The organism is Agriterribacter sp., from assembly GCF_035445465.1.
GTDB lineage: Bacteria > Bacteroidota > Bacteroidia > Chitinophagales > Chitinophagaceae > Agriterribacter.
The window spans coordinates 1-12,753 of sequence record NZ_DAOMQT010000029.1 but is presented as its reverse complement, the minus strand read 5'-3'; the positions used below and the strand labels follow the sequence as shown (position 1 = coordinate 12,753).

At 44.4% G+C, this 12,753-nt stretch carries 9 protein-coding genes; 2 read left to right on the top strand and 7 right to left on the bottom strand.

Features of this window, described 5'->3' with window-relative positions; all coding sequences use genetic code 11:
- The first annotated feature begins 21 nt into the window (after window positions 1–21).
- Together PLE34_RS14135 and pbfA are read left to right on the top strand one after the other, a co-directional pair.
- On the top strand, window positions 22–1,281 hold the full coding sequence (locus PLE34_RS14135; protein ID WP_324557993.1) for a YeiH family protein: 1,260 nt from the start codon (window positions 22–24) through the stop codon (window positions 1,279–1,281).
- Between the two features lie 157 nt (window positions 1,282–1,438).
- Window positions 1,439–2,794: a (R)-1-hydroxy-2-aminoethylphosphonate ammonia-lyase gene (gene pbfA, locus PLE34_RS14130; RefSeq protein WP_324557991.1), complete on the top strand. Its 1,356-nt coding sequence runs from the start codon at window positions 1,439–1,441 to the stop codon at window positions 2,792–2,794.
- A 61-nt stretch (window positions 2,795–2,855) separates the two neighbouring features.
- Here pbfA and PLE34_RS14125 read toward each other — a convergent pair whose 3' ends face one another.
- From PLE34_RS14125 to PLE34_RS14095, 7 genes are all read right to left on the bottom strand, one after another.
- Entirely contained in the window at window positions 2,856–3,698 is an 843-nt protein-coding gene (locus tag PLE34_RS14125) for a GNAT family N-acetyltransferase (RefSeq protein ID WP_324557990.1), read from the bottom strand.
- A 45-nt stretch (window positions 3,699–3,743) separates the two neighbouring features.
- A complete protein-coding gene (locus tag PLE34_RS14120; protein ID WP_324557989.1) occupies window positions 3,744–5,012 on the bottom strand; it encodes an MFS transporter in 1,269 nt (422 codons plus the stop codon).
- Between the two features lie 136 nt (window positions 5,013–5,148).
- Window positions 5,149–6,876 (bottom strand): PQQ-dependent sugar dehydrogenase, encoded by a 1,728-nt coding sequence (locus PLE34_RS14115; protein ID WP_324557987.1) that lies wholly within the window; start codon window positions 6,874–6,876, stop codon window positions 5,149–5,151.
- Window positions 6,877–7,790: 914 nt separating this feature from the next.
- A complete protein-coding gene (locus PLE34_RS14110) occupies window positions 7,791–8,561 on the bottom strand; it encodes a 3-ketoacyl-ACP reductase (RefSeq protein ID WP_324557985.1) in 771 nt (256 codons plus the stop codon).
- A 12-nt stretch (window positions 8,562–8,573) separates the two neighbouring features.
- Entirely contained in the window at window positions 8,574–9,719 is a 1,146-nt protein-coding gene (locus PLE34_RS14105; protein WP_324557984.1) for a Gfo/Idh/MocA family protein, read from the bottom strand.
- A 171-nt stretch (window positions 9,720–9,890) separates the two neighbouring features.
- Window positions 9,891–10,724, bottom strand: a complete 834-nt coding sequence (locus PLE34_RS14100) for a sugar phosphate isomerase/epimerase family protein (RefSeq protein ID WP_324557983.1) — start codon at window positions 10,722–10,724, stop codon at window positions 9,891–9,893.
- Window positions 10,721–12,088, bottom strand: a complete 1,368-nt coding sequence (locus PLE34_RS14095) for a glycoside hydrolase family 88 protein (protein ID WP_324557982.1) — start codon at window positions 12,086–12,088, stop codon at window positions 10,721–10,723. Before PLE34_RS14095 ends, PLE34_RS14100 begins: the two co-directional genes overlap by 4 nt.
- Window positions 12,089–12,753: the final 665 nt, after the last annotated feature.

Here is a 12,753-nt window from a genome sequence, read left to right as displayed (position 1 = left end):
ACATTAGCACAAAAAAAATTCATGACTGGACAAAAAAAAGGGATCAGCATTACAGAAGACTGGACAGTGGTGATACTGGGCTTTGCGCTAATTTTCCTGGCTATCGCAGGATTATATTTTCCTGTACCCGCTTTCAAATGGAGCAATACGGAACAATTATTCAGCAACGTTTTTTCCGGGCATAATCTGTCGGAGATCGGTGTGCAATTTTTAATTACGTTTGCTATAGCGCTCGCAGGTACCTGGCTAACAGGCAGGTCTATACGAAACCTTCTGCTCGTATTTCCCGTGGTTTTCCTGCTTACGGTTATCGCGCTGGTAATAACAGGTAATAAAACAATGCACGAACTGAACCTGGAATCCGTGATCTTCAGCCTGGCTATCGGATTACTGATTGGCAATACCATGAAACTACCCAACTGGTTCAGGGAAACGCTTACTACCGAAATGTTCGTAAAGATCGGGCTGGTGCTGCTGGGCACTTCCATTATTTTTTCGGATGTATTAAAAGCTGGTTCAAAGGGCCTGCTGCAAGCGGTTTTAGTAGTATTAGCCGTATGGTATTTCGCTTACTGGGTTTGTAAAAAAATGAAGATTGATGATGAATTAGGGATGATGCTGTCCAGCGCTGTGTCTATTTGCGGTGTATCGGCAGCCATTGCCACTTCCGGAGCCATAAAAGGTGATCCTAAAAAGTTGTCGTACGTTGTTTCCCTGGTATTGATTACCGCCATTCCCATGATGATCTTTATGCCCTACATAGCGCTTTATTTTGGCTTCCCGGAAGCGGTAACCGGCGCATGGCTGGGCGGCACTATTGATACTACCGGCGCCGTAGTAGCATCCGGGACACTGGTTGGGGAAGAAGCGCTGAAGATCAGCACCATTGTAAAATTTTCTCAGAATGTATTATTAGGGTTAGCGGCATTCGCTATATCTGTATATTGGACCTATTCTAAAAAAAGTGATATACCCGGCGTAGACCAGAAGCCTACATTAGGTTTGATATGGGAACGATTTCCCAAATTTGTAGTAGGATTCGTGGCCGCATCATTGCTTTTTTCATTCCTGTTGAACGCATCGGTAGTGTCGGAAGTAAAAGCGCCTCTAAAGAATATTCAAACGCTTTGGTTTTCCCTGGCCTTTACCAGCATAGGGCTTGAAACCAATTTCAGGGACCTCTTTCAAACCAATAACCGTAAACCGCTTTACGCGTTCCTTATCGCACAGTTTTTTAATATTATTTTTACTTTAATTATTGCCATGATATTGTTTGGGTAAGGTAGCAGTCAGGAGCCGTCAGCTATGAGGTGATAGGAGGGGCGTGTCCTGATCAATCAGGTCGCCGGTAATTTGGAATGCATCCTAATTTGCCAGGCCCGCGGAAGTTTTAAATGGTAAATAGGCTTTCATAGCAACAGCGTAAATATTTCCTTTTATGAATCATCAGGTTTCAAAAGAACAGGGCGACACGAATACTGGTAGCTTAAGATCAGCGTATGTAGAAAAGCTGAGTGAAACAACCCGGCATTGGCTGGAAGAAGATGCAAAATACTTTTTACACCAGGCTTTATCTACACCGGTAATGAATGTGCTGGTAAAAACCGAAGGAGCCTGGATTGAGGATATGCAGGGCAGGCGTTATCTGGACCTGCACGGCAACGGGGTACATAACGCAGGGTTTTCCAACCCGGAGGTGATAGCGGCGGTACAACAACAATTGCGGCACCATTTGGCGTTTACCCCGCGGCGTTATACCAATATTCCCGCTGTTGAGCTGGCAAAAAAATTAGTTGCAATAATACCGGACGAACTTACCCGTGTATTATTTTGTCCCGGCGGGTCTGAAGCCATTGAAATGGCTGTTGCTTTGGCTAAGCATGTAACAGGGAGGTGGAAAACGGTTTCTTACTGGGATTCTTATCATGGTAATGGATTCCAGTCGTCGAGCATCGGTGGGGAAGAGCATTTTTCTGTTGGTATGGGCCCCATGATGCCCGGCGCATTGCATATTGAATTTCCAAACTATTACCGGAACCCGTGGGCACTGGAAGAGGAGGAGGCGATTGATGAGCAATACCTGCGCCAACTGAAGATCATCCTGCAAAGGAATCCCGACATAGCCGCTATTGTTGCCGAACCCATTTCTGCTACGCCGGTAGTGCCATCGCAATCATACTGGCAACAGATCAGGGAAATTTGCGATGCCCATGGCATATTCCTCATTTTTGATGAAATTATTGAGGGACTGGGAAGAACGGGCAAATGGTTTGCCTGTGAGCATTATGTAACACCCGATGTGCTGGTGCTGGGTAAATCGCTTGGCGGAGGATTGCTGCCCCTTGCCGGCATTGTAACCAAAGAAAAGTATAATGTTTTGCAGCACCGTTCCATAGGACATTTTACACACGAAAAAAATCCTTTGTCGGCCACGGCAGGGCTTGCAGCTATTCATTATATTGAATCGCATGAACTGGTAAAAAATGCGGCAACGCTTGGCGATTATTTACTGGAGCAGCTTCTTGAATTACAAAATCGCTTCCCTGTTATGGGTAATGTGGCGGGCAAAGGGATGCATCTCGGTATTGATCTTGTTAAAGATCCGGCTACAAAGGAGCGGGCAACTGAATATGCGGAACAGATCATGTACGATTGCCTTGAACAGGGTGTTGCATTTAAAGTAATCGAAGGCAATGTATTAACCCTGCGTCCTTCATTGGTTATTACAAAAGATGACTGCGACTTCATCGTTCATTCACTTGAAACCGCGTTTGCGCGGAATAAAGTGTACTAATGTCAGGCTAACCATAATAGGCTTCATGTTCTTTGTGAGCGGGCAAAGGTTAGCATTTCTTTTACCCAAACTCCGGCCCGCATATAGCATACAGCCTGCTACAGGTTCCGGGGAAGGGATTTTCTGTTTTGTACATTCTTGTAAAATGGCGTTGCGTGCTGAACCCGATAGCAGTTAATGAATGCATCAGCTCTTCTTTATCACACAACACATCCACAACAACCGGTTGGCCATTAAGCTTATCCAGCGCGTGCAGCATAAGTATACCGGCATCTGACGGCGCTGATGCTGTTACAGGACCTATGTGATGATATTTGCTTCCGTTTCTTCCCAGTGCAAATCCTGTAATGCGGCTATCCCGTACTAATACCCATGCTTTATGAGGATAGGTTTTTATCAGCATTTCAATAAGCGGAGCCCGGTTAACGCCAAAAACAACTTCGTCCAGGGCAATGATCCCGGGAATATGTTCTGACCCGATTTGCTCAGGCAAAACATCAGTGTCGGGAATGGCTATTTTTTTTGCGGTGGTATTCACCATTCTTGCAATGTGGTACTCATCCCGGAAACCAAATTTTTTATACACCTGCTGCCCATGGGCTGTAGCATCAAGCTTAACCGAAGGAAAGGATTCCAGTTTTTTGAAAACGTGGTTAAGCATTAATTTGCTTATTCCCTTTCCCCTGTATACTTTATTTACCAGTACCATTCCAATCCATGCCAGTTGGCCGGAATAGTTAATGGCAGTGGTTGTTGCAATGATCTCTTTTGCGCATACAGCGGCGATACAAATATTCCGGGGATCTGCTATTAAAAAATTCCAGTCGTTTGCCGTTTGGTTCCAGCCTTCTGCGGCACACAGCTTCATTGCAGCCGGGGTATCATCCGTCTGCAGGGTTCTCAATGTGATCGTAGTTGTTTTCATTACCATAAAGGCGGTGCCTGCATCTTATTCCTCTTCATTATAATTCATGTCTTTTTTAAACGTTTCTTCAAGATAAAAAAGCGCCACTATCGCCAAAGCATAAGCGATCAATCCTACGATTAATGCACCGTAAATAATTCCTGCATAGCTTTTCATCAATATAAAAAGTGCGGTTAACGGTATAACGGTAGCTCTTACAAAGTTGGGTATGGTGGTGGCAACCGTTGCCCTCAGGTTAGATCCGAAAAGCTCTGCCGCAACGGTTATAAAAAGCGTCCAGTAGCCACTGGAGAAGCCAAGGCATGCGCAAATGATATAAAACCATGCAGCGGTATGAAAAGGCGCCAGTAAATAAATCAGCACCAAGGAAACAGAAATCAGTATGAAGAGTAAAATAGCTTTTTTACGGCTCTGCAAATACTGGCTTAAAAAGCCGCTGGCGAGGTTGCCTGCCACCTGTCCTGAAAAAGCAAGCATCACTGCTTTGCCGGCATTGATGGGCTGGTCGAGCCCCAGTGCCTGTCCGAATTCGGGTGAAAAGGTAATTAATATACCCACCACAAACCATATCGGCATCCCGATAATAATGCCATTGATGTATTTGAATAACCGCTTTTTGTTCCTGAGCAGCATGAACACGTTGCCTCTTTTAATTTTTTGCGCTTTCAGTTTCAGGAAAATACCCGATTCAAAAACCCTGATCCGCATAACCATCAGTAACAACCCGAGACCGCCGCCAATGAAGTAGGATATCCGCCAGTCGAAAAAGTAAGATACCAGGTAGGCAAGCAAAGCGCCCATCACACCCATGGTGGCTACTAACGTTGCACCATAACCGCGGATTCTGTTGGGTAATATTTCGGATACCAGTGTAATACCTGCCCCCAGCTCACCTGCAAGCCCGAAGCCCGCAATGAAACGCAGCACGGCATACGCGCCTACAGATGTTACCAGCCCGTTGCCGATATTAGCCAGCGAATAAATTAAAATAGACCCGAACAAAACTGATAATCTCCCTTTCCGGTCGCCCATTATGCCCCAAACTATTCCGCCAATGAGCATGCCTGCCATTTGCAGGTTCAGCAGCATGAGCCCGTCTTTCAAAATGCTTTCGTCTGAAAGGTTCAGCGATCTCAGGCTGGGTACCCGAACAATGCTGAAGAGAAACAGGTCGTACATATCCACCATGTATCCAAGCGCCGCCACCAAAACAGGAAGCCGTAAAAGGTGCCCAACGGTAGTTCTGTTATCTGTGAGTGTGGCCGCAGTTGCCGAAGGATCTTTTATTATCATATTTAATGGTTGCTTTTAGAGAGGTATCAGGTTACAGGTTACAGGTTTCAGGTTACAGGATGCGCCCCTGAAACTTGCAACTTGTAACCAGCACATCTGTAACTTATAAACCATAAACTTCCAAACTATAAACTTTTTATCCGTTTGTTTGTTCAGCGCCTGTTAGCTTATATAGTTTTCCGTCTGCTTTGGTTAATATATATAATTCGCCCTGCGCATCCCTGCCAAAATGCAGGTCAACACGGTTGCTTCCGCAGGCTTCAATAAGTGTGGTTGAGACCCCGTTTATTGCGATGCGCCACTCCTTAATGGTTGCCTGTTTTCCCTGCTGAATATCCGCCGTGTTTAAACAATACAATCTGCCGGAAGGAATATCACCAAAAAAGTATTTCCCTTTTAGTTGGGGAATAGCATCTCCCCAGTATTCCAGTCCCCCTGAAATGGCCACCCCTTCATCATGATCAAATTCTGCAACAGGATAAGTGATCTTATATACGCTGTCATCTGCCGGCAGCGGGTATACGTTATTGATATCTCCATGGGGGTCTATCACGAAACGGCCTTCCCTGATGGGCCAGCCATAATTGTTGCCAGGACGAACAAGGTTTACAGATTCAATATGATGCTGACCGATATTGCAGACCAGCATATCGCCATTTTTTGACCACGTAATACGGTGCGGGTTCCTGAAACCATAAGCGTAAATTTCTCCGGGTGTTTTATTTTTTGAGTTATGAAGCAATGGATTACTTGCGGGAATGCGGTATTTTCCATTGGTGCTGTTCCTGCCCAGCGGATCTATGCGAAGAATGGTGCCCCATATTTTTTCTTTGCTTTGCGCTAAAAAAGGATAGCCGTTTTCAACAGAGCCGCCATCTCCCACACCAATATACAATAGCCCGTAATCTTCATCGCCTGGTTTGGCAAGCGGGTTAAAGGTAATTTCCTGTACGCCGTGAATGCCGCCCACCATATCCGCTCTGAACAACTCACGGCTGGTTCCTGTAAAGCGATCAGCAGCAGGATCATTTACTTTCCATTCTGTTAGCACCCATTGTACTGTTGCTTTAATGGAATCGTTAAAGCCAAATTCCGCTTTCGTTATGCCGGGAGGTTCGGTATGCGTGGTATAAAAGAGACCGTTTTTTGTAAAGTTGGGATGAAAAGCGAAGCTGCCTAACCCGGTGGCTAATCCCGGCTGATGAATGAATTTTGGTTTCAGCTTAATCATATCCATATACAGCACAGGCTGCCCGTTTTTTATTTTATATAGCTTGCCGTTGAGGTCATCAACAAATAAATCACCGGTATCGGGCTGAAAGTCGAGCTTGGTAATTCTTGCCAGCGGTTTTTTACCATCACCCGAGGTAACCGGAAATTGTGTAATCCCGGTAAGCGTTACCACCAGTCCGTCGAATTTTATTCGTTCAGGAATAGGGTCTGCCAGTCCTTTATTGGTTTCCTTTTTGGCGGATGGCTGATGCACATTCAAAAAAGCTATTAATGCATTTACATCGTTATCTTTCAATGTGGTAAATGAGGGCATCATGGTTTTGTATTCTTTAAATAGTGCGTTTGCCCTTTCATCGCCCGATGCAATGGTTTGTTCAGGATCAAGGATGAAATGACGTAGCCATTCTACGGGAACCTCGCTGGTTATACCGGCCAGCTTTGGGCCAATACCATTTTGCTGCATATTATGGCAACCGGCACAATATTGATTAAACAGGGTTTTGCCGGACGCAATTACAGCAGAGTCCGACGGAATTGCATCCCCATGCGATGATGAGCCCGGATGACAGGAACAGAAAAAAAACAGCAAAGGCAGGAGCACAATCTGTATGATCTGTATTCTTTTTTGCATTGTAGAAGAATATAGTAGTATATGATTTTAATTTTTTTTCAACACAAAGGGTCATAGGCACATAGGTTCACATAGGATTGGGTTTCTTATATTTTTTAAGTAAATCGTTTTTCTATTGCGTTTCTATATTCCTCCTGTGGCTAATGTGTTTAGTTGTATTTTTTAACACATAGGATCATAGGGCACATAGGTTCACATAGAATTGGTTTTCTGATATTTTTTTAGTAGGTAGCTTTTTCCCTATTGTGTTCCTATGATTCTAGTGTGCCTATGTGTTTAGTTGTATTTTTTAACACATAGGATCATAGGGCATATAGGTTCACATAGGATTGGTTTTCTGATATTCTTTTAGTAAATCGTTTTTCTATTGTGTTCCTATGATTCTAGTGTGCCTATGTGTTTAGTTGTATTTTAAAACACATAGGGTCATAGGCACATAGGCTCACATAGGGCTTAGTCTTCTCCTGGTTTCTTTCTATTGTGCTTCTATGTTCCTATTGTGTCTATGTGTTTAGTATATTTTTTAACACATAGGATCATAAGGCACATAGGCTCACATAGAATTGGTTTTCTGATATTTTTTTAGTAGGTAGCTTTTTCCTTATTGTGTTCCTATGATTCTAGTGTGCCTATGTGTTTAGTTGTATTTTAAAACACATAGGGTCATAGGCACATAGGCTCACATAGGGCTTAGTCTTCTCCTGGTTTCTTTCTATTGTGCTTCTATGTTCCTATTGTGTCTATATGTTTAGTATATTTTTTAACACATAGGATCATAGGGCACATAGGTTCACATAGGGCTTAGTCTTCTCCTGGTTTCTTTCTATTGTGCTTCTATGTTCCTATTGTGTCTATGTGTTTAGTATATTTTTAACACATAGGATCAAAAGTTCACATCATTCTTTTATTCTCATTTATAATCTCGGGATCGTTAATCCCCCGTCTACCATAATTACCTGCCCGGTCGAATACAGGAAATCTCCTTTTGCAAGCACTGCCACTACCTTACCCACGTCCTCCGGTTCACCCCAGCGCTGTTGCACGCATAAGCCTTCTTCAATCATTTTGTCGTATTTTTCTTTCACACCCGCTGTCATATCGCTACGGATGATGCCGGGTCTTACTTCAAAAACGGGAATGTTAAATGCGCCCAGCCTTACGGCAAACAACCGGGTGGCCATACTAAGCCCGGCTTTGGAAAGACAATACTCGCCACGGTTTACAGAAGCTACTGTGGCCGACATAGAAGAAATGTTGATGATGCATCCACTGAATGCTGGGTCATTTTTCTTTTGTTCAATCATCCAGTTCGCGGCTTTTTGCATCAAAAAATAGCTGCCTTTTAAATTGGTGTTCATCACCTCGTCATAGCTTTCCTCCGTTGCTTCCAGGATGTCGTTGCGCTGCCTTGGCGCTATGCCGGCGTTGTTTACCAGCACATCAAGTTTTTGGTAGTGCTTTCTTACTTCGCTGATCATATTTTCCCTGCCGGCAGTAGAAGCAATGCTTCCCCGGCAATAGATCACATCGTTGCCATAGCTTTTTAAGTGCTTTATTACATTCTCCACATCTTCTGCTGCGCGCATGCCATTAATGGCCAGATCAAAACCATTTACCGCCAGTTGAGTGGCAATGCCCAGGCCAATACCCCTGCTGCCTCCTGTTATTAATGCTACCTTTTTCATTGTAATGAACAATTAAAGTTCCGGAATAGTTACCCAGCATCTTTTGCTCCAGCTCTCCAGACCTTTTTCTGCAAGCTGCACGCCTTTCACTCCTTCACCTAAATCCCAGGGAAAAGGCTCATCTTTTACAACATGCTTTAAAAACAGTTCCCACTGTATCTTAAACGCATTATCATATACTTCCTGTTCGGGTACTTTTGACCAGCCCTCAAAAAAGTTAATCGGTTGCGCAATGTCGGGGTTCCATACGGGTTTGGGTGTGTTGCCATAATGCTGAATATAACATTCACGCAATCCTGCAACGGCCGATCCTTTAGTGCCATCTACCTGTAGCGTCAGCAGGTCATCACGTCTTACCCTCACCGTCCACGACGAGTTGAATTGTGCAATGATGCCGTTCTCAAGCTCAAAGGTGGCGTAGGCCGCATCGTCTGCCGTGCATTTGTACGCTTTACCCTGTTCATCAATTCTTTCCGGAATATGCGTGGCGCCAAGGCAGGATACCGCTTTCACTTTTCCAAATACATTGTCGAGCACATAACGCCAGTGACAAAGCATGTCAACAATAATACCGCCGTCATCTTCCTTCCTGTAATTCCATGAGGGGCGTTGTGCCGGAATAGTATCACCCTCAAATACCCAGTAGCCGAATTCGCCGCGTACGGAAAGTATTTTTCCGAAGAACCCCTGCTGGATCAGGCGTTTAAGTTTTACGATGCCGGGCAGCCACAGCTTATCCTGCACTACACCATTTTTTACGCCGGCATGTTTACACAGCTCATACAATTCCATCGCTTCTTTCGTGTTTACTGCTATGGGTTTTTCGCAGTAAATATGTTTCCCTGCTTTTACCGCTTTACGCACCGCGTCTGCACGCCGGCCGGTAGTTTGCGCATCAAAGTAAATAATGTTGCCTGTATCTTCAAGAACCTCGTCTAAGTTGGTGCTCATTTTACGGATACCGGTTAAGGCACAAAGCTTTTGTAATTTGTTTTCATCACGGCCAACCAGCACCGGGTCGGGCATAATGGTTTCGCCAGGGCCAATTTTTACGCCGCCCTGCTTTATGATTTCCGCAATGGAGCGCAGCAAATGCTGGTTAGTACCCATGCGCCCGGTAACGCCGTTCATGATGATGCCTATGTTATGCGCTTTCATGTTTTAGTTTTATCTGTTGTGTTTCTATTGTATTTATATGAGGGATTATGCTATTTAACACATAGGAACATAGGTTCACATAGGTTGGGTAAGGTAGTTGATTCAACTTTTCACCTCTCACTTTTCTCTTTTCACCTCTCACTTTTCACAATTGACTATTCACTACTCACTTTAAGCATGTTCCTTGTATGCCTTAATGATCTTCTTTAAAAATTGCGCCTGGTCTTGTTTCCAGAAAGTATTGGAAAAAATTTCTACTTCGTTAAAACCGTTAAATCCCGTGGCTTCCACCCATGTCCTGATCTGTTTCACCGGGATGCAGCCTTCGCCCATCAGGCCCCTGTCGAACAGCATATCTGTTGTAGGTGTTTTCCAGTCGCAGATATGAAATGCCAGCAGGTGTTCATTCTGCCCGCAACGTTTTATTTCCTGCTCAAGCTCCGGATCCCACCACAGGTGATATACATCAACCGCTACGCCCACCCAGGGAGAATGCAACGCTTCCGCCATATCATTTGCCTGGGCCAAAGTATTAATAGCAGACCGGGTATCGGCGTACATAGGATGAAGCGGCTCAATGGCCAGCTTTACACCGGCGGCTGATGCATCGGGAATTACAGCGGCTATGCCATCCCGGATCTGTTTCCTCGATTCTTCCAAAGATTGGGATGGGTGGGCTCCGCAAACCAGCACAATGAGCTGTGTGCCTAATTCTGCAGCTTCCGCTATCGCTTTCCTGTTATCGTCTATCGCCAGCTTTCTTTTTTCAGCGTTTGTATCGGCAAAAAATCCTCCCCTGCAAAGTGACACAACGGATAAGCCATCCCCGCGAAGCATATTACCTGTTTGCCTGATATTTCTTCCTTCCAGCGCGTCACGCCAAACGGTAATGCCTTTAACGCCGACAGCAGCATAATGCTTTGCTGCTTCCTCTATAGGCCAGGGTTTGGTAGTAATAGTGTGTATGCACAAACGGGAAAGACCGGTATGTTCCTGTATACTCATTGAATATTAAAAAAAGTATGGTAGGTTTCGTTATTGATCACTCTTTGTAAATAAAGCGCGACTTCACGGATATGATAATCGCCCCACATGCTTGATTCGCCGTATGGAATTTTGCTGCCTGCAGGTATATGATCCCACCCGTTAGGACGGTGATAAATGGAATGCAGGATCAATCCCTGGTGATCTGGATTTCTGCTGAGATAGGGTTCATCAAGCAGGGTATCCAGCACTGTTAGTCCTGCCTGCCAGTAGCGGTTACCGTTTGACGTATCTTCCTTACCCTGCAGGTATTTGCCCAGCCTTAACAATCCCTGTGCTGCAATAGCTGCGGCCGAACTGTCTACCGGTTCAAAATCATTAAAAGGATCTGCAGGTTTGTTTAAATAGTCTCCCATTTTATTCAAACCGGGAGCTCCTGTATCCCAATAGGGAATTCCATCAGCGGGAGTATGGTTAATATAAAAATCGCAGGTTGCTTTAGCACCTTTAAGCAGCATTGCCACAATATTTTGTTTTTCGGGAAGCTCCGCTTTATCTAAAGTATCAAACCATTCCAGTTCTTCCGCAAATCCGCACATGGCCCAGGCCAGGCCTCTTGTCCAGGTGCTGAAGCCGGTATAACCCTGTTGCGAATTGGGGCAGCGGAAATTACCGTCTTTTATATTGAAAACGCTTTCATGGGCCGTGCGTCCCCAAACGTCATATATATCACGCCCCTCATTATAGAATATAGAATATTTGGCGGTGGCTGCAAGATGCTGAATGGCGCGATCCAGCAAGCTGATCTTTTGATCGCCTTCAGCCTGCAAAAAATGAGCCAGACAATGACTGATCACCAGTGCCCGCACAGAACGGATAGTATCTACAAAAAGAGAATGTGGCCCGTTGAAGGAATGAATGAATCCACCATCTTTAATAACCGTCCACCGGCCCGCCTGCACCGCACCGGAAATTTTGAGCGCCAGTGTGTAGAAGTTTTTTTCCCATTCATTGTAGGGTATTTTGCCTTCGTGCATCAGGCGCAGTAAATTGCCGTAGGTGCTTATATTATTAAAGCCGTGATCGTGCACGCCGGTATGACTGATATGCGGCGCCATTATCGCTACTGTTTTATTTCGCGCCAGTTGCAGCGCCTGCTGTTCCCCGGTAGCATCATATTGTAATATAGCGGAGCCATATTGAAAGCCCTGCGTCCATTCGGTCCATCCCCTGGTAGTGTAGCTGCCTCTAATGGTGAAGACCGGTGAGCCTTTGGATGCGTCGTAATTTTTTTCAATAAGGGCGATCTTCTGTCCCGAAATTTCCCAGAATTTTTTTAGTTTACCGCTTAGTTCCGATGCCTGTACGCCTGTTTGTATTTTCATGAGTGGTAATCGCTGATGTTTTATTTTTCTTATCCTTAAGAGCAGCAGTTGCTGCCGGACTCATTGTTTTTTAGTATTTATTTATCTTGAAAAGGTATAATTTTTATGCCGGAAATACAAAATGAGTTGGAATACCAAGACCAAATAAAATACAGATGGTTCGTTCCTCACCATGACAGACCAAATCCGAAGCATAAAATCTGAAATCCGAAGAGAATACAATGAGGAATGCAAAGCACCAAGAAACAAAAAGCAAGGACCAAATAAATGTCAAATATTAAATCCGAAGCCTGCAATCCGAAATACGAAGGGAATACAAAAGCACTAAATAGCAAAAAACAAGAACCAAAGAAAATTCAAATCCGAAGCAAAAAGTTCAAAATCCGAAGCGAAATCCCAACAGTAAACCACAAACAATAAACCAATAATAAGATGATTCGTCTCCACCATTGGGGGATTACTTCGATCCTTAAAATTTATTACGCATTATTCAGATCAGTTTAGGATCTCGTAATGACGTTCCGTGTGGTTGCCTTATTTATCAGGGGAACGCTGTTGAAATTCGTCATGGCAGGTAAATAAACGATAAGCTCAGATTGAACACGATATTCCCTGTGCGTGCCTAAAATAGGTTGACATTTTTATAAATGTTCAAAAAGATCGAG